Raw genomic sequence first — 17,978 nt, forward strand, 5'->3', positions numbered from 1 at the left:
CGTACCACCGGATGCGGCGACACGTCGCCCGGCACGGGGTGGCCCGTGCCGGGCGACGGCCACGCTGGCGGTCAGCTGATGCCGGCGCTCGCGCAGAGTTCGGCGTACGCCTCGGTGCAGACCTCGTCCTTGGTCACGAAGCCGTCGGCGATGACGTCCTTGACGTTCTCCTGGTAGATCGCCTGGGGGGTGAGCAGCACGGCGGGCACATCCCGGCCGCTCTCCGGGTCCTTGACGGTCTGGCCGGTCTCCTTCCGCTCCCCCTTGGCCAGCGAGATGGCCAGTTCGGCGGCGGCCTGGGCCTCCTGCTTGATCGCCTTGTAGACGGTCATGCACTGGTCACCGGCGAGGATGTTCTGTAGGCCCTGCGGGGTGGCGTCCTGGCCGGTGACCGGGACCTTGCCGTTGAGTTTGTTCTTCTTCAGCACCGAGATGGCGGCGTTGCCGAGCCCGTCGTTCGCCGCCAGCACCCCGTCGATCTTGCCGCCGGACTTGGTGAGCTGCTGCTCGAAGATGGTGGCGGCCTGCGCGTTGTCCCAGTCCGGGACGGAGTCGTCCGCGACCTGCTGGTACTCGCCGGCGTCGAACTTCGGCTTGAGGACCGAGTCGTAGCCGTTCTTGAACAGGGTGGCGTTGTTGTCGGTCGGCGCGCCGTTCAGGTACACGATCGACGGGTTCGGCACGCCGCCGTCGGTGAGGCACTTGATCAGGCCCTCGCCCTGGAGCCTGCCGACGGCCTCGTTGTCGAAGCTGACGTAGTACTCCGCGGAGCCGCCGAGGGTCAGGCGGTCGTAGTCGATGGTGGCGACCCCCTGCGACCTGGCCTTGTCCAGGACGGCCTTGCCGGTGCCGGAGTCCAGGTTGACGATCATCAGGGCGGTGACCCCCTGGGTGATCATCTGGTCGGCGATGGTCTGGAACTCGGTCTTGTCACCCTGCGCGTTCTGGATGTCGGCCTCCACGCCGGCCTCCTTGAAGGCCTCCTCCAGAAACTTGCGGTCCGCGCCCTCCCAGCGGGCGGAGGACTTGCTGTCCGGGAGGATCACGCCGACCTTGGGGGTCTTGCCGGCCGACTCCTCGTCGGAGTTGTCGCCACAGGCCGCCATGCTGCCGGTGGCCAGGAGGCCGACGGTGGCAGCGGCGAGGAAACCCTTGCGCATCTGCAGGGTCCTTTCCAGGTGGGGGATTGGGGGATGGTTTGTTGTGCCCGGCAACGTATTCCGCGATCCCTGGAGGACACAAGAGTGTCGAGGTCATGAGTTTGTTGTCGGCAGTAACAATTCGGCAACGTCGTGGTCTCTGGGCTGTGACGGGCCCGGTCTGCCGTGTCCTTGCCCGGTGCGGTCACCGGCGCGGGGGTCACTTCGGGTGTTCGCGCCCCAGAATCGCCTGGACGCCGGCGGTGTAGACCTCGGCCGGCACCGACTCGGGGTCCAGTAGGCGCTGGAGGCCCACCCCGATGTCGAGCGCCAGGAGCAGGGTGGCCAGCTGGTCGGCGGGGAGGGGGAGATCGACGCCGGTCAGGGTGGCGGCGTCCTGGGCGGTGGCTTCGCGGGCGGTCTGGAGCCATCGGGCCAGGAGCGCTCGCGCGGGTTCGTTGCGCATGCCGTGGAGCCAGAACTCGATGAGCGCCAGCGCGAAGCGGCGGTTCTCGTCCCTGTCCACGTTGGACTCGTAGCTGTCGCCGAGGCGAGCCGCCCAGGTGGCCAGGGACTGGATCGGGTGCGGTTCTTCGTGGCCGCCGACCCTGCGCTCCAGGATCGCCGCGATGAGGTCGTTCTTGCTGCTGAAGTTCGCGTAGATGGCGCCCTTGGTCAGGCCGATGGAGGCGGCGATCTCATCCAGTGAGGTCTGGTGAATCCCGCGGTCGCCGAACCGGGCCTCCGCGGCGTCCAGGAGGCGGGCCCGAGTGAGTTCCTGTCGCTGTGCCCGGGTGAGTCGCTCCGCCATGGGTACCGAACCTACCCCATTGACATACGACCCAGTATCTACATACCGTCTGGTATCCAGATACTAATCGGTATTCGGAGTCTCATGCTGTACATCAACAACCTGACCAAGGTCTATCGCCGTGGGGTGCGCGCCAACGACGACATCAGCCTGGCGGTAGCCGACGGTGAACTCCTCGGCCTGCTCGGACACAACGGCGCCGGCAAGACCACCCTGCTGAACCAGGTCGTCGGCCTGGCTCGACCAACCGGCGGCACGATCACCCTGCTCGGCCGCGACCCGGTCGCCGAGCCCGCCTGGGCGCGCTCGGTCTGCTCGTTCCAGCCGCAGGCCCACGCCCCACTCACCGGTGTCACCGTCCGTCAGGCGATCGAGAGCATCGGCAGGATCCGCGGTGGTCACCGCCGGGCGGTGCGACGTCGGACCACCGAACTGCTCGCCGCCCTGGACATCGAGCAGTGGGCGGACCAGCCCGGCGAACGCCTCTCCGGCGGGGTGCGGCGGCTCACCGCGTTCTGCATGGCGGTCGTCGAGCCGGGCCGGCTGGTCATGTTGGACGAACCCACCAACGACGTGGACCCGGCCCGCCGGCGCCTGCTCTGGGCACAGGTTCGGGAACTGGCCGCGGCGGGGCACGGAGTCGTCCTGGTCACCCACAACATCGCCGAGGCCGAACGGGTGATCGACACGGTGGTGATCCTCAACCACGGCCGGGTCACCGCCACCGGCCCGCCGGCCGCGCTGGCCCCGGACCGACAGCTGCGCCTGGAGATGAGCGGGACCGCCGCACCGGCCGTGCCGGCCTGGGCGCTGCGCACCAGCCGGGCGGGCGACCGGCTCACCATCACCCTCGCCGCGGAGCACGCGCAGCTCGCGGTGGCCTGGGCAGCGTCGATAACCGGCCGCTTCTCGCTCAACCCCGTCGGCCTCGAAGAGTTCTACCTCACCCTGACCGCGAACCCGGAGACCAACCCTGATGCGACCCTGGTTTCGTAGTTACCTGCTCCTGCTGCGCTGGTCGGCGATCCGGCTGCGCTACCTGCTCTCGCTGGTGCTGGTCGTCCAGATCTTCCTCTCGGTGGGGATCGTCCTCGGGTTCGCCTTCCTGCTGCCGCAGATCGACTCGGCCACCGCGCGCTACCTCGCCACCGGGGCGCCGACCCTGGGCCTGATCACGATCGGCATGGTGATGGCACCGCAACTGGTCGCCACCGCGAAGACCGAGGGCACCTTCACCTACAACCAGACACTGCCCGTACCGCGGACCGCGGTTGTGCTCTCGGAGGTCACCACCTGGTTGGTCGTCGGGGCGCCGGGACTGCTCCTCGGGCTACTGGTCGCGGTACTGCGTTTTGATCTCACCCTTCGAGTGAGCTGGCTGGCCGTACCCGCCGCGGTCCTGGTCGCGCTCGCCGCGACCACCGTCGGCCTCGCGATCGCCTACGCGGCCGCGCCACCGGTGACGAACATGGTGACCCAGCTCATCGTCTTCATCGCGTTGATGTTCTCGCCGATCAACTTCCCCGCCGACCGGCTCCCGGAGTGGCTGCAGACGGTCCACCAGGTGCTGCCGTTCCAGCACATGGCGCAGGTGGTTCGCGACTCCCTCACCGCCGGCCCGGAGGGCGTCTCGGCCGCGCCGTACGCGGTCCTGGCCGCGTGGTGCGCCCTCGGCTTCGCCGCCACCCTGCACATCATGACCCGACGAACCTGAGCCGGGCCGGTCGCCGGTCCACTCGCGGACAGGCCTGGGCGGCAAGCCGCCAGACCGCGTCGGACGTAGCCGGCGCTTCGGGAGGGTGGCGCGATCAGCCCGCATCCGGCCAGGGCACCAGGCCAGAGCGCGGGTTGTCCAGCTGGTCTAGGTGGCGGCGATCCGTGCCGTTCGGGCGTTGGTGAGGGCGACCAGATCCTGTGGCGCCAGTTCCAGCTGGAGCCCCCGACGGCCAGCCGAGACGTAGATGGTCTCGTGGTGAAGGGCGCTTTCGTCGAGCACGGTCGGCAGGTTGCGCCGCTGTCCGAGTGGACTGATGCCGCCGCGTACGTACCCGGTGGCACGTTCGGCCGTTGCCCGGTCGGCCAGCACGGCCCGTTTGGCGCCTACGGCGGCGGACAGGGCTTTGAGGCCGAGTTCTCCGGTCACCGGGACGACCGCGATGGTGAGCGCGCCATCGACCACGGCCACCAGTGACTTGAACACGCGGTCGGCCGGCAGGCCGAGCGTCGCCGCAACAAGTGCTCCGTAGTTCGGGGCGTCCGCCGGCACGTCGTACGGATGGGTGCGGTACCTGACTTTCCGCTTGCTCAGCAGCGTGGTCGCCGGCGTAGCCTGTCGTCGTGCCACCCCATCACGCTAGCTGGTGGCCGGACGGCAGATAAGCACCGTGGGGGCGCCGTCCACCCGGGTCAGCACGAGGCTGGCCGGCTGGTCGCCGGTCAACCGCAGATCGCGGCGGAGTTGCTCCGGCTCGAGGGCCGAACCCCGCTTGCGGATCTCCACCCGGCCGACCCGCCGCTCGCGCAGCAGGGCACGAAGCCGCTTCAGCGAGAACGGCAGCACGTCGGTGATCTCCAGGCAGCGGGCGAAGGGGGTCGGCGTGGGAGTGTCGGCGTACAGATAGGCGATCGCCGAATCGGCGAGGGTGGCGTCGAGGGCGCCGGCCAGTTCGGCGACGAGGTGCGCGCGGACCACCGCCGGGTCCGGGTCGTAGACATAGCGGCGGACCGGCCCGACCGGGGCCTCGGCGACGCGGTAACTGGTCAGCTCGTGCACCCTGGTGCGGTGCGTGGCGGGATCGACCCGGCCGGTGGTGTCGGTCGGCGGCTCTTCTCGCAGCACGGTCGCGCGGCGGGCCACCGTCGCGAACTCGCCGCACCACAGGGCGGCCTCGACCAGGTCGCCGTTGACGCTGACCCACTCCGCCTCCGCGTCGGGTGGGATCAGTGCGTGGTCCAGGCCGGGCGCCACCTTGACGACCGTCCGCGGCACCCGTTCGGTCAGCGAGAGCACGAAGTCCCACGGCGGGGAGTAGGCGTTCGGGTCGAAGATCCGTCGACCGGAGGCCCGGCGGGCGGGGTCACAGAAGACCCCGTCCACCCGGCGCAGATCGAAGGTGGTCGCGTCCCCCTGGTTGACGGTGAAGCGCTCGGCGAGTCCGGTCGCCTCGGCGTTCGCGGTGGCGGTCGCGGCGGTGAGTGGGTCGGCCTCCACCCCGTACACCCGGATCCCGGCCCGGGCGGCGGCGAGCGCGTCCGCGCCGATTCCGCAGCCGAGGTCGGCCAGGGCGCGGACGCCGCTGGCGCGCAGCCGTTCGGCGCGTCGCCGCGCCACCACCTGGCGGGTGGCCTGCTCCAGGCCGGCCCGGGTGAAGAACATGTCAGCCGCTACCGAACCGAACTTGCCCACCGCACGTCGGCGTAGCTCGGCCTGGGTCAGCGCCGCCGCGGCCAGGTCGGCCGGGAACCCGGCGGAGCGGAGCGCCGTCGCCGCGGCCAGCGGGTCACCCCCGGCCACCTCGGTGGCCGCCGTCAGCGCCGCCGACCCCGCGGGGGTACGCAGCCGCGCCAGCTGTCCGAGGTCCACCCCGCCATTCTTCCGGCTGGTCCGCGAGCGTCTGAGTTGGGGTGTTGCCGGGCCGGCGCCGGCCCACGCACGTGGTACGCGCGACGCGCTGGGCGGTTCGTTGGCACTCTCCTTGACGGAGTGCTAGCCGAGGAATAACCTGCGATTAGCACTCTCGACCTGAGGGTGCCAACCTCCGGGCCCTGGTGCCCGGCAGGTTAACGCCAGGCGGACCGGCACCCGCGACGACGGCCCCGCCCGGTGGCATGTGGCAGATTGAGCTGGCCGGTTTGCCGGTCGGTAACGAAACCAAGTACCCCAGGAGGGTATGCCCGTGACTACCGCGACCAAGGTTGCGATCAAGCCGCTTGAGGACCGCATCGTGGTCCAGGCGAATGAGGCTGAGACCACCACGGCGTCGGGCATCGTGATTCCCGACACCGCCAAGGAGAAGCCGCAGGAGGGCACTGTCCTCGCTGTCGGCCCGGGCCGGATCGACGACAAGGGCAACCGCGTGCCGATCGACGTCAAGGTCGGCGACACCGTCCTCTACTCGAAGTACGGCGGCACCGAGGTCAAGTACGCCGGCGAGGAGTACCTGGTGCTCTCCGCCCGCGACGTCCTCGCGGTCATCGAGAAGTAGGTAACCGAGCAGTGTCGTCGCCCCGGTCCGGCTCGCCGGGCCGGGGCGACGACGCTTCGAAGGGACATTCATGGCGAAGATCCTGAGCTTCTCGGACGACGCTCGGCACCAGCTGGAGCACGGTGTCAACGCCCTCGCGGATGCGGTCAAGGTCACCCTCGGCCCCCGCGGGCGCAACGTCGTCCTGGACAAGAAGTTTGGCGCACCCACGATCACCAACGACGGCGTGACCATCGCCAAGGAGATCGAGCTCACCGACCCGCACGAGAACCTCGGCGCGCAGCTGGTCAAGGAGGTGGCGACCAAGACCAACGACGTCGCCGGCGACGGGACCACCACCGCCACCGTGCTGGCCCAGGCGCTGGTCCGGGAGGGCCTGCGGAACGTGGCAGCCGGCGCCAACCCGACCGGCCTCAAGCGGGGCATCGACGCGGCGGCCACCAAGGTCTCCGAGGCGCTGCTCGGCAAGGCCGTCGAGGTGTCGGACAAGGCGGCGATCGCGCACGTCGCGACCGTCTCCGCGCAGGACGCCACGATCGGTGAGCTCATCGCCGAGGCGATGGAGCGGGTCGGCCGCGACGGTGTCATCACCGTCGAGGAGGGCTCCACCCTCGCCACCGAGCTGGACGTGACCGAGGGTCTCCAGTTCGACAAGGGCTTCATCTCGCCCAACTTCGTCACTGACACGGAGGGGCAGGAGTCGGTCCTGGAGGACCCGTACATCCTCATCACCACGCAGAAGATCTCGGCGATCGAGGAGCTGCTGCCGCTGCTGGAGAAGGTCCTCCAGGAGAGCAAGCCGCTGCTGATCATCGCCGAGGACGTCGAGGGTCAGGCGCTGTCCACGCTGGTGGTCAACGCGCTCCGCAAGACCATGAAGGTCTGCGCGGTGAAGGCTCCCGGCTTCGGTGACCGCCGCAAGGCGATGCTGCAGGACATGGCGATCCTGACCGGTGCCGAGCTGGTCGCCCCGGAGCTGGGCTACAAGCTTGACCAGGTCGGGCTGGAGGTGCTCGGCACCGCCCGCCGGGTGGTGGTCGACAAGGAGAACACCACCGTCGTTGACGGCGGCGGCAAGGCCGCCGACGCCGTCGACCGGGTCGCCCAGATCCGCAAGGAGATCGAGGCTTCGGACTCCGAGTGGGACCGGGAGAAGCTCGCCGAGCGGCTGGCCAAGCTCTCCGGTGGCGTCGCCGTGATTCGGGCTGGCGCGGCGACCGAGGTCGAGATGAAGGAGCGCAAGCACCGCATCGAGGACGCCATCGCCGCCACCAAGGCCGCGGTCGAGGAGGGCACGGTGCCCGGCGGTGGTGCCGCGCTGGCCCAGGTCCTGCCGGCGCTCGACGATGACCTCGGCCTCGTCGGGGACGAGAAGGTCGGCGTCTCGATCGTGCGCAAGGCGCTGGTCGAGCCGCTGCGCTGGATCGCCCAGAACGCTGGCCACGACGGCTACGTCGTGGTGCAGAAGGTCGTCGACAAGGACTGGGGCCACGGCCTCGACGCAGCGACGGGCGAGTACGTCGACCTGGCCAAGGCCGGCATCCTCGACCCGGTGAAGGTGACCCGCAACGCGGTCGCCAACGCCGCGTCGATCGCGGGCCTGCTGCTCACCACCGAGAGCCTCGTGGTGGAGAAGCCGCAGGAGCCGGAGCCGGCTGCGGCTGGTCACGGCCACGGTCACCAGCACGGCCCGGGTTTCTGACCCACGCCGGACGCTCGGTCGGGGCGCGTCGTCCACAGTGGCGACGCGCCCCGACGCGTCTTCCGGACTGCTTACGGAACGCTGACGTGACTACCGCCGTGGACCGAGATTGGCAACACTGGTCCGCGTGACCAGTACGACCCGTCGCCACGCCGCTTCGGCCGGGGTGATCGCCGCTGCGGTGGCGATCGGCTCGGCGGAGCTTGTCGCGGTGTTGACCGGCCCCCGTTCCGCTCCGCTGGTAGCCGTCGGCGGGTTGGTGGTCGACACCGTGCCGGAGCCACTCAAACAGTTCGGCATCGCGCTCTTCGGCAGCTACGACAAGGTCGCCCTGTTGGTGGGTACGGCCCTGCTGTTGGCCGGCTTCGCCGCGCTGCTCGGCGTACTGTCCCGGCGGCACCTGGCGTACGGGCTGGCCGGCGTCACGGCGTTTACGGCGCTGGGGGCGTTCGCCGCCCTGACCCGGGCCGATGCGGATCTCACCGACGCCCTGCCGGCGCTGGCCGGGGGCAGCCTCGGTGGGTTGGTGCTCTGGGCGTTCATCCGGGGCCCGTTGGAGTTGGATCCATGGCGCTGGTCCGCACCCACCCCACCGGCCGACTCCGGCGCGCCGGTGGCCGGGTCAGCTGACCGGGGGCAGGCCGTGGGACCGAGTGCGGAGTCCCGGCGACGCTTCCTCACCGCGAGTGGGCTACTGCTCGGGGCGGCGTCGGCGGCCGGCGTCGGCGGCCGGTGGCTGAGTGGCCGGCGGGGAGTGTCGGCGGCCCGAGCGGCGGTCGTGCTGCCGGCCCCGGCCTCGCCGGCCGCCGCGGTGCCGGCCGGAGCCGACCTGGACCTGGCCCAACTCGCCTCCTACGTCACGCCCAGATCCAGCTTCTACCGGATCGACACCGCCCTGGTGCTGCCGCAGGTGGATCCGGCCACCTGGCGGTTGCGCATCCATGGCCGGGTCCGCAACCCGATCACCCTCAGCTTCGCCGACCTGCTGGCCCGGCCGCTGGTCGAGCGGTATGTCACGTTGGCCTGCGTGTCCAATGAGGTAGGTGGTGACCTGATCGGCAATGCCCGCTGGTTGGGGGTGCCGTTGCGGGATCTGTTGGCCGAGGCGGAGCCGCTGGAGGGCGCGGATCAGGTTGTTGGGCGGTCCGTTGACGGCTGGACCTGCGGCACCCCCACGGCGGTGCTGCGGGACGGCCGGGACGCGTTGCTGGCGGTCGGCATGAACGGTGAGCCGCTGCCGGTCGAGCACGGCTTCCCGGTTCGGATGGTGGTGCCGGGCCTGTACGGCTACGTGTCGGCCTGTAAGTGGGTCACCGAGCTGGAGTTGACCAGCTTCGCGGATTTCGACGCGTACTGGGTGCCGCGCGGCTGGTCGGCGCAGGGCCCGGTGAAGACCCAGTCGCGGATCGACACGCCCCGACGGCGGAGTCGGCTGGTGGCGGGGGAGGTGGTTGTCGCCGGTGTCGCCTGGGCGCAGCACCGGGGCATCCGGCGGGTGGAGGTCCGGGTGGACGAGGGGCCCTGGCGGGAGGCGGACCTCGCGCCGACGGTCTCGGTGGATACCTGGGTGCAGTGGTCGTGGCGGTGGGACGCGACGCCGGGGGAGCACACGCTTCAGGTTCGGGCCACCGATGTGACCGGTGAGACCCAGACCGGCCGGAGCGCACCGGTGGCTCCGGACGGCGCGACCGGTTGGCACACGGTGCGCGTCACCGTTGGCTGACCCGCCAGGTGCGCCGTCTCGCGGCTGCTCTTGCCCCTGGGTCTGCGCTCCGACCGGGACCGCGCCCAGGGCGGGGTCTTGACCTGGCGTGGCAGCGGCGTGAACGCGGGGGTTGACGCCGCCGTGAGGGGGAAAGCCCAGCTGCCGGTGGAGAGGTCCCGGAGCCGGGCCCGGGTGTGTCGAGGTCCGGTTGGCATGCCGGTCGGGTTGGCTGTGCCCGCCGCACTGCCGCCTCGGGGAGTAATGAAGGTTTGGTGGTTCGGTAGTTCACCCGAGAAGGGAGCCCAGTTATGTCGCCTCAGTCACAGTGCTCAACCTGCGGGGCCCGCGTCGGGGTGAGGCCTGGCAGCTCTTGCCCACCACACACGCCGATGGGCGGTCGGGGCGACTGCCCCGGAACCCGCCAACCCACGAAGTAGCAACGGCGCTCGCTTTGGCGCATCCCTGTCCGCCAGGTTGAGGAGGCAGCCTCCCTGGTGAAGCCAGGCTTGCCGGGAGCCAGGAAGAGGATCATCCGGACGCTCCCAGCACGCCTGGTAGCAGGGCGGCCGCCCGAAACGGGCGGACGTTCGCGGTGGAGTACAAACCACGCATCGTGGCTGGGTAGGACGCGGCGAGAGCGGGGTGCCGCGCTCTTGGAGACGCTCAGTGCCTCGGTGTGGCCCGGTTGATCGTGTTGTCTGTCCATCTGGTTGTCCCCCAGGACCGGGAACCTCGGACAACTCGCGGCAAATGCCCCAACTGTCGGAAAAGTTCGAAGGATTGGCGGGAACCCCCTCCCGACCGGACTCCGTCATGGTCTGCTCGTTGACGGAGAGGAGACCACTGTGCGTACGGTTCTCGTGTGCGTTCGGACGCCCTTGGCGGCGCAACACCTGACCTCCGCCGCGGCGCGGCTGGGGCTATCTGGAGCGGTGCGGACTGCCGTCTCCGACCCGGAGGTGATGCTGCGGCTCGCCGAACGCCCCGCCGACGTGGTGCTGGTTGATACGGCGCTGACCCGGCCAGACAGCGCGGGGTTCGTTCGCCGGGTGCTGGCCCGGGCACCGCAGGCGGCGGTGGTGCTGCTGGGAGTCGAGGAGTCCGAGTCGGCGGCGGCGACAATCAGCGCGGGTGCCCGGGGGCTGATTCAGGGCGCCGACCACGACCTCACCAGCTCGGTGGCGAAGGCGCTGCTGCTGCTCTCCGCCCCCGGGCGGGCCGCCAACCGCCACCGGGTCGATCCGGCCCGGGACGCGGCTTCGGTGGGCGGGTCGGCCCGCGCTACCCCCGGCGGCCGGGCTCCCGTCGACCCACCGTCGGCTTGGCCGGCCGGGGCCGTCGAGGGGGCCGGTGGGGGGCCCACGGTCGTACCGGTGCAGCGCGGCGACGACCCCGCCGACCCGGCGGGTGAGCCCGTCGCGGTGCCCGCCGGCGGCCCGGCTCGGGAGTCACGGCCGGCGGTCGGGCTGACCGAGCGGGAGCTACAGGTGCTCCTGGGCATGGCCGAGGGCAAGAGCAACGCCGAGATCGGCCGGGAGCTGTTCGTCTCCGAGGACACGGTGAAGACCCACGCCCGACGCCTCTTCCGCAAGCTTGGCGCCCGGGACCGTGCCCACGCCGTCGCCGCCGGCTTCCGCGCCGGACTGGTCGCCTGATGCGTCGCTGACGTGTCGGTCGATCAGCCCGAGGCCCGGGAGTCGATCAGCCCGGACCCGGGTGTCGCCCGCGAGACCGGTATCGACCAGGCCCGAGACCTGGTCGAGCGCCAGGATCAGCGGTTGGAGCCCGGCTCCTCGTCGGTGCCCTCGCTCAGGGTGTCGTGCACCCCGTCGGCGTACCCGCGGGCGTAGTCCCAGGTCACGTAGTGATCTGGGTCGGGGTCGTACGCCGGCTCGTGTACCCGGGGGTGCCCGGAGCTGAGTAGGTGGCGCAGGTTGCCGCGAAGTAGATCCCAGTCGAAGTAGTGCGGCTCCCGGCAGTCCTCGCACTTGATCACCAGACCGCGTACGCCGATCGGCGCCAGCAGCGCCTGGTAGATCTCCAGGTCGGCCAGGTCCTCCAGCACCTCCTGCCGCTCGGCGTCGCTCAATGGGTCGAGCTCCGCGTCGCCGGAATCGGGCTGGCCCGCCACTGAGTCGGCTGGCTCTCCGTTGAAGGGATCGATGGGCTCGTCGTGCACCCTCTCACCGTAGACCCAACGCCCGTTCGCCGCCCGCCCTGGGCCGGCGTGACCTGCCCGGCCCCGGGTATACCTACCCGGCCCGCCGGCAGCAGGGGTGCGGCCAGTCGATGGGTACGATGGGCGAAGCGCCGCTACCCGGTTTCTGCCGGTGCCCGCCCGCGCCACCTCGCTGAAGCCCGTTCGACCAGCTCAGGAGAGCAACCGTGGAAAATTCGCCCAGCACCGTTCAACCGACCGAGGCCGAAAGCGGTGAGCTGGGCGGTCACCTGCCGGAGCTGCCCGCCGGTTCGGCGCGGGTGGTTCCACTCGGTCTGACCTTCGACGATGTGCTGCTCCAGCCGGGCGAGTCGGATGTCGTGCCGAGCCGGGTGAACACCCGCACGATGCTGACCCGCACCGTGGAGCTGAACATTCCACTGCTGTCCAGCGCGATGGACACGGTGACAGAGGGCCGGATGGCGATCGCGATGGCCCGCCAGGGCGGAATCGGCGTGCTACACCGCAACCTCTCCGTGGAGGACCAGGCGCTCCAGGTCGATCTGGTGAAGCGCTCCGAGTCGGGCATGATCACCAATCCGGTGACCGCGGGCCCGAACGACACCCTGCAGGACGTGGATACGCTCTGTGGGCAGTACCGGATCTCCGGGGTGCCGGTGGTGGACGGCGACAGGCAACTGGTCGGCATCGTCACCAATCGCGACATGCGCTTCGTCTCCGACCCGGCCACGCCGGTCCGCGAGATCATGACCCGGACCCCGCTGGTCACCGCCCCGGTCGGCGTCAGCAAGGAGGACGCGCTCGGCCTGCTGCGGCAGCACAAGGTCGAGAAGCTGCCGATCGTTGACGGCGCCGGCAAGCTGCGGGGCCTGATCACCGTCAAGGACTTCACCAAGAGCGAGCAGTACCCGAACGCCACCAAGGACTCCGCCGGCCGGCTTCGCGTCGCCGCCGCCGTCGGCGTGGGCGAGGACGCGTATAAGCGGGCCCGCGCCCTGGTGGACGCCGGCGTGGACGTATTGATCGTGGACACCGCGCACGGTCACCAGCGGGCGGTGCTGGAGATGGTGGCCCGGATCAAGAAGGATGTCCGGGTCGATGTCGTCGGCGGTAACGTCGCCACGTACGCGGGGGCGAAGGCGCTCGTCGAGGCCGGTGTGGACGGGGTCAAGGTCGGGGTCGGGCCGGGGGCGATCTGCACGACGCGGATCGTGGCCGGTGTCGGTGTGCCGCAGGTGACCGCGATCATGGAGGCGGCCCGGGCGGCCCGGCCGGCCGGCGTTCCGGTCATCGGTGACGGTGGCATCCAGTACTCCGGCGACATAGCCAAGGCGCTCGTGGCCGGTGCCGACACGGTGATGCTGGGCGGCCTGCTCGCTGGCTGCGCGGAGAGCCCCGGTGAGCTGATCTTCATCAACGGCAAGCAGTACAAGGCCTACCGGGGGATGGGTTCGCTGGGCGCGATGCAGTCCCGGGGTCAGGTCCGGTCGTACTCGAAGGACCGCTACTTCCAGCAGGATGTCACCAGCGACGAGAAGCTCGTCCCCGAGGGCGTCGAGGGTCAGGTGCCGTACCGTGGCCCGCTCGCCCAGGTCGCCCATCAGCTGGTCGGCGGGTTGCGGCTGGCGATGGGGTACGCCGGCGCGGAGAGCGTTGCCGAGCTGCACCAGCGCGGACAGCTCATTCGGATCACCGCGGCCGGGCTCAAGGAGAGCCATCCGCACGACATCCAGATGGTCGCTGAGGCGCCCAACTACCACACCCGCTGACCCCACCACCCCCTACCGTCTGGAGTCCCCATGCGTGACGTGGTCGAGATCGGGCTGGGCAAGACCGCGCAGCGCGGCTACCACCTGGACGACATCGCGATCGTGCCGAGCCGCCGTACCCGGGACGTCGATGACGTGTCGACGGCCTGGCAGCTCGACGCGTACCCGTTCGGCATCCCCTGCGTCGGCCACCCCTCCGACGCGACGATGAGCCCGGCCTCGGCGGTGCGGCTCGGCCAGCTCGGCGGCCTCGGTGTGCTCAACGTGGAGGGTCTGTGGACCCGGTACGAGAACCCGGCGAAGGTGCTCGCGGAGCTGGCCAGCCTGGGCGCGGACGCCACCGGCCCGTCGCCCCGCCCCACCCGCGCCGGCGCGACCGGGCTGCACCACACCCGGCGGCTTCAGGAGGTGTACGCCGAGCCGATCCGCGCGGACCTGATCGCCGAGCGGGTTCGTGAGCTGCGGGCCGGCGGCCAGACGGTGGCGGTACGTGTCTCGCCGCAGCACACCCTGGCGCTCGCCCCGGTGATCCTCGACGCCGGGGTGGACATCCTGGTGATCCAGGGCACCATCGTCTCCGCCGAGCACGTCTCCACCACCGACGAGCCGCTGAACCTCAAGGAGTTCATCGCCGACCTCGACCTACCGGTGGTCGTCGGCGGCTGCACCGACTACAAGACCGCCCTGCACCTGATGCGCACCGGCGCCGCCGGGGTGATCGTGGGGATCGGCGGTGACGACTGGTCAACCACCGAGTCGGTGCTCGGCATCCGGGTGCCGATGGCCACCGCGATCGCCGACGCCGCGGCGGCGCGCCGCGACTACCTGGACGAGACCGGCGGCCGCTACGTCCACCTGATCGCCGACGGCGATATTCGGACCTCCGGTGACATCGCCAAGGCGCTTGGCTGCGGCGCCGACGCGGTGATGCTGGGCGAGCCGCTCTCGCTCTGCCCGGAGGCGCCGGCCGGCGGCGCCTGGTGGCACTCGGCCGCCAGCCACCCGGCACTGCCCCGGGGCGCCTTCGAGGCCGCCGGCGAGCCGGTCGGCTCGATGGAACGGCTGCTGTACGGCCCGGCCGACGAGCCGGATGGCCAGCTCAACCTCTTCGGTGGGCTGCGCCGGGCGATGGCCAAGTGCGGCTACCGTGACCTCAAGGAGTTCCAGAAGGTCGGCCTGGTCCTGGATCGCTAGCCAGCGCGGAGGGACATCATTGCGCCGGTCGGGTGGTTAGGCTCGACCGGTGCGTTCCACCTCCGCCCGGGTTCGACCCGGCCTCGCCGCCGCCGTCGTGGCGGCGGCCCTGCTCACCGGCTGCTCCTCCGCGAGCCCGGGCGACGACTTCCGCCCGGGCGCCTCCGAGCTGGGTGACCCGTACGTGCCGGGCGCGGGCAACGGCGGATACGACGTGGAGCACTACCGGCTCGCCGTCGACTACGACCCGGCCAGCGACCGGCTCCGGGGACAGGCGGCGGTCACCGCCGTCGCCACCCAACCGCTGTCCCGGTTCAACCTGGATCTACAGGGTCTGGAGGTCACGGCGGTCGGGGTGGATGGGGACCGGGCCCGGCACCACCGCGACGGCGACGAGCTGGTGGTGACGCCGGCGCGGGGGCTGGCCCAGGGCAACCGCTTCACCGTCACGGTCGAGTACGCCGGCCGCCCCGGCACCCGGCCGAACGGTCCGCTGGGCGGCGGTGGTTTCCTGCACACCGAGGACGGTGCGATCGTGCTCGGCCAGCCCTACTCGGCCGCCGCCTGGTTCCCGGTGAACGACCACCCGAGCGACAAGGCGACGTATGACATCGAGGTCGCCGTCCCGGACGGGCTCGCCGCGCTCAGCAACGGGGTGCCCGGGGAGCAGAGCAGCGCCGACGGCCGGACCACCTGGCGCTGGGCGCAGCGGGCCCCGATGGCGAGCTATCTGACCACCCTGGTGATCGGCGCCTACCGGGTGGAGACCGGCACCCACGCCGGGAAGCCGATCGTCACGGCCGTGCCGGAGTCGCTCGCGGAGACCGGCCCGGAGGCCGTCTCGCTGGCCCGTACGGGCGAGATCGCCGACTTCCTGGCCGACCGCTTCGGGCCGTACCCGTTCGACTCCTACGGCGGGGTGGTGGTCGCCGACCCACGGGTGGGGTACGCGTTGGAGACGCAGTCCCGTCCCGTGTACGGCCCCGCCTTCTTCCTCGGTGGGCGGCCCAACTTCGATGTGGTCGTCCACGAACTGGCGCACCAGTGGTTCGGCAACAGCGTGGCGGTGACCCGGTGGCGGGACATCTGGCTGAACGAGGGCTTCGCCACCTACGCCGAGTGGCTCTGGGCGGAGCACGAGGAGGGTCGGTCGTTGCAGCGCGCGTTCGAGGAGCTCTACGCCGTGACGGACTGGTCGCTGCCGGCCCTGGACCCGGGGCCGGAGCAGATGTTCGGCACCGCCGTCTACCAGCGCGGAGCACTGACCGTGCACGCGCTGCGGCGGACGGTCGGCGACGATGCCTTCTTCGCCATCCTGCGGGCCTGGACGGCCGAGCGGCGTGACGGCTACGGCACCACCGGTGACTTCATCGAACTGGCTGAGCGGGTCTCCGGGGCGCAGCTCGACGACTTCTTCGACGCCTGGCTCTCCGGCGCCACCCGGCCCGCTCTCCCCGAACCGGGCTGAGCTGCCTCTGGCGCGATTGCTACCGGTCGGTAATGATGCAGCTATGCGGTACGACGTGGTCGTCATCGGGTCCGGCTTCGGCGGGGGCGTCGCCGCGCTGCGGCTGGCCGAGAAGGGCTACCGGGTCGGGGTGCTGGAGGCGGGCCGACGCTTCGCCGACGGCGACTTCCCACAGACCTCCTGGCAGCTGCGCCGCTTCGTCTGGGCACCGTGGCTGGGCTGCTACGGCATACAGCGGATCACCCTGCTGCGGGCGGGCCGGCGCCGGGCCGGTGGCGTGCTGGCGCTCTCCGGCGCCGGGGTGGGCGGCGGTTCCCTGGTCTACGCGAACACCCTGTACGAGCCGCTGGACGCCTTCTTCCAAGATCCGCAGTGGCGGGACATCACCGACTGGCGGGAGGAGTTGACCCGCCACTTCGATCAGGCGAAGCGGATGCTCGGCGTCAGCACGTACCCGGGAACCACCGGGGCGGACCGGGCGATGCGGGCGGTGGCGGAGCGGATGGGGGTCGGGCACACCTTCCGGGCCACCCCCGTCGGCGTGCACCTCGGCCAGCCGGGACAGCGGGTGCCCGATCCCTACTTCGGCGGGGCGGGGCCGGAGCGAACCGGCTGCACGCACTGCGGCGCCTGCATGACGGGTTGCCGGTACGGCGCGAAGAACACGCTGGCCAAGAACTATCTGTGGCTGGCCGAGCGGCTCGGTGCACAGGTGCATCCGTTGACGACCGTGACCGCGGTCACGCCGGTCGAGGGGGGCGGGTACGCGGTGCAGACCCGGCGCACCGGTTCCTGGCTGCGGGGGCGTTCGCAGGTGATCCACGCCGACCAGGTGGTGTTCGCCGCCGGTGCGTTGGGTACCCAGCGTCTGCTGCACGGGATGAAGGTGGCTGGGGCGCTGCCGCGGCTCTCGTCCCGCCTCGGCGCGTTGACCCGTACCAATTCGGAGGCGGTTCTCGGCGCGTCGGTGTCCCGACGGGCGGCGCGGGCGGCGGGGGTCGACTTCACCGAGGGGGTGGCGATCACAAGCTCGTTCCACCCTGATTCGCAGACCCACATCGAGCCGGTCCGCTACGGCCGGGGCTCGAACGCGATGGGGCTGCTCCAGACCCTGTTGGTAGACGGCGGCCCGCGCCGGATACGTCGCTGGCTGGGCGCGCTCGTGCGGCGGCCGCGTGCGGCGGCGCAGATGTTGTCGGTCCGCAACTGGTCCGAGCGCACGGTCATCGCCCTGGTCATGCAGTCGGCGGACAATTCGTTGACCACCCGGCTACGCCGTGGGCTCGGCGGTCGTCGACTCGTCTGCGAACCGGGTCACGGGGAGCCGAACCCGACCTGGATACCGGCCGGCAACCGGGCGGTTCGGCTCCTGGCCGAGGAGATCAACGGGGTGCCGGGCGGTGCGCTCACCGAACCATTCAACATCCCGGTGACCGCGCACATCCTGGGCGGCGCGGTGATCGGCGCCACCGAGGAGGACGGCGTGGTGGACCCGTGGCAGCGGGTGTACGGGCACCCCGGGCTGCACGTCGTTGACGGCGCGGCGGTCTCGGCCAATCTCGGGGTGAACCCAAGCCTGACCATCACCGCCCAGGCCGAGCGGGCCATGTCGTTCTGGCCGAACCAGGGGGAGCCGGATCCCCGCCCTCCGCTCGGCGCCCCGTACGTGCGGCTGACCCCGGTGGCCCCGCGCCATCCGGCGGTGCCGGCGCATGCCCCTGGTGCGCTGCGGTAGCACCGGGGGAGACCGCGGCACGGCGCGGTCGGCGGGGCCGCTGCGCCGACTCGGGTCCCGGGTCGGCGTCG

Annotated in this window: 15 protein-coding genes; 10 read left to right on the forward strand and 5 right to left on the reverse strand. The window is 71.1% G+C overall.

Translation table 11 applies throughout. The features are described from left to right. Window positions 1–71: 71 nt before the first annotated feature. A complete protein-coding gene (locus tag SALPAC3_RS0118340; RefSeq protein ID WP_018222642.1) occupies window positions 72–1,160 on the reverse strand; it encodes a sugar ABC transporter substrate-binding protein in 1,089 nt (362 codons plus the stop codon). A 199-nt stretch (window positions 1,161–1,359) separates the two neighbouring features. Further along, the gene (locus SALPAC3_RS0118345) at window positions 1,360–1,950 is read right to left on the reverse strand and encodes a TetR/AcrR family transcriptional regulator (protein WP_018222643.1); all 591 of its coding nucleotides are present in this window, start codon (window positions 1,948–1,950) and stop codon (window positions 1,360–1,362) included. 84 nt (window positions 1,951–2,034) lie between these two features. Here SALPAC3_RS0118345 and SALPAC3_RS0118350 point away from each other — a divergent pair, with 84 nt between their 5' ends. Both SALPAC3_RS0118350 and SALPAC3_RS0118355 read left to right on the forward strand, forming a co-directional pair. Continuing rightward, window positions 2,035–2,946: an ABC transporter ATP-binding protein gene (locus tag SALPAC3_RS0118350; protein WP_018222644.1), complete on the forward strand. Its 912-nt coding sequence runs from the start codon at window positions 2,035–2,037 to the stop codon at window positions 2,944–2,946. Next, on the forward strand, window positions 2,927–3,664 hold the full coding sequence (locus tag SALPAC3_RS0118355) for an ABC transporter permease (protein WP_018222645.1): 738 nt from the start codon (window positions 2,927–2,929) through the stop codon (window positions 3,662–3,664). Before SALPAC3_RS0118350 ends, SALPAC3_RS0118355 begins: the two co-directional genes overlap by 20 nt. 147 nt (window positions 3,665–3,811) lie before the next feature. Here the strand turns inward: SALPAC3_RS0118355 and ybaK are convergent, their stop codons facing one another. Together ybaK and SALPAC3_RS0118365 are read right to left on the reverse strand one after the other, a co-directional pair. Continuing rightward, window positions 3,812–4,294, reverse strand: coding sequence for a Cys-tRNA(Pro) deacylase (gene ybaK, locus SALPAC3_RS0118360; protein WP_026185698.1), 483 nt, complete (start codon window positions 4,292–4,294; stop codon window positions 3,812–3,814). 9 nt (window positions 4,295–4,303) lie between these two features. Then, complete coding sequence (locus SALPAC3_RS0118365; protein ID WP_018222647.1) at window positions 4,304–5,533, reverse strand: class I SAM-dependent methyltransferase; 1,230 nt, start codon at window positions 5,531–5,533, stop codon at window positions 4,304–4,306. Window positions 5,534–5,840: 307 nt separating this feature from the next. On the opposite strand from SALPAC3_RS0118365, the gene groES reads away from it, so the two are divergent. The 4 genes from groES to SALPAC3_RS0118385 all read left to right on the forward strand — a co-directional run bounded on the left by groES (window position 5,841) and on the right by SALPAC3_RS0118385 (window position 11,217). Further along, window positions 5,841–6,155 (forward strand): co-chaperone GroES, encoded by a 315-nt coding sequence (gene groES / locus SALPAC3_RS0118370; protein ID WP_018222648.1) that lies wholly within the window; start codon window positions 5,841–5,843, stop codon window positions 6,153–6,155. A gap of 70 nt (window positions 6,156–6,225) precedes the next feature. Next, window positions 6,226–7,857 (forward strand): chaperonin GroEL, encoded by a 1,632-nt coding sequence (gene groL / locus SALPAC3_RS0118375; protein WP_018222649.1) that lies wholly within the window; start codon window positions 6,226–6,228, stop codon window positions 7,855–7,857. Between the two features lie 127 nt (window positions 7,858–7,984). After that, complete coding sequence (locus tag SALPAC3_RS0118380) at window positions 7,985–9,580, forward strand: molybdopterin-dependent oxidoreductase (protein ID WP_018222650.1); 1,596 nt, start codon at window positions 7,985–7,987, stop codon at window positions 9,578–9,580. Between the two features lie 827 nt (window positions 9,581–10,407). Continuing rightward, window positions 10,408–11,217: a response regulator transcription factor gene (locus tag SALPAC3_RS0118385; protein WP_026185699.1), complete on the forward strand. Its 810-nt coding sequence runs from the start codon at window positions 10,408–10,410 to the stop codon at window positions 11,215–11,217. Between the two features lie 116 nt (window positions 11,218–11,333). Here SALPAC3_RS0118385 and SALPAC3_RS0118390 read toward each other — a convergent pair whose 3' ends face one another. Beyond that, complete coding sequence (locus SALPAC3_RS0118390) at window positions 11,334–11,741, reverse strand: DUF5319 domain-containing protein (RefSeq protein WP_018222652.1); 408 nt, start codon at window positions 11,739–11,741, stop codon at window positions 11,334–11,336. A 206-nt stretch (window positions 11,742–11,947) separates the two neighbouring features. Here SALPAC3_RS0118390 and guaB point away from each other — a divergent pair, with 206 nt between their 5' ends. Genes guaB through SALPAC3_RS0118410 form a run of 4 tightly spaced genes read left to right on the forward strand, consistent with a single transcriptional unit; the run spans window position 11,948 to window position 17,907 of the window. Continuing rightward, the gene (guaB, locus tag SALPAC3_RS0118395) at window positions 11,948–13,510 is read left to right on the forward strand and encodes an IMP dehydrogenase (RefSeq protein ID WP_018222653.1); all 1,563 of its coding nucleotides are present in this window, start codon (window positions 11,948–11,950) and stop codon (window positions 13,508–13,510) included. A gap of 30 nt (window positions 13,511–13,540) precedes the next feature. Next, the gene (locus SALPAC3_RS0118400) at window positions 13,541–14,704 is read left to right on the forward strand and encodes a GuaB3 family IMP dehydrogenase-related protein (RefSeq protein ID WP_018222654.1); all 1,164 of its coding nucleotides are present in this window, start codon (window positions 13,541–13,543) and stop codon (window positions 14,702–14,704) included. Window positions 14,705–14,753: 49 nt separating this feature from the next. Continuing rightward, window positions 14,754–16,172 (forward strand): M1 family metallopeptidase, encoded by a 1,419-nt coding sequence (locus SALPAC3_RS0118405; protein WP_018222655.1) that lies wholly within the window; start codon window positions 14,754–14,756, stop codon window positions 16,170–16,172. Between the two features lie 43 nt (window positions 16,173–16,215). Beyond that, window positions 16,216–17,907 (forward strand): GMC oxidoreductase, encoded by a 1,692-nt coding sequence (locus SALPAC3_RS0118410; RefSeq protein WP_018222656.1) that lies wholly within the window; start codon window positions 16,216–16,218, stop codon window positions 17,905–17,907. The last annotated feature ends 71 nt before the right edge of the window (window positions 17,908–17,978 follow it).

The organism is Salinispora pacifica DSM 45544, assembly GCF_000378845.1.
Classification (GTDB): domain Bacteria; phylum Actinomycetota; class Actinomycetes; order Mycobacteriales; family Micromonosporaceae; genus Micromonospora; species Micromonospora pacifica.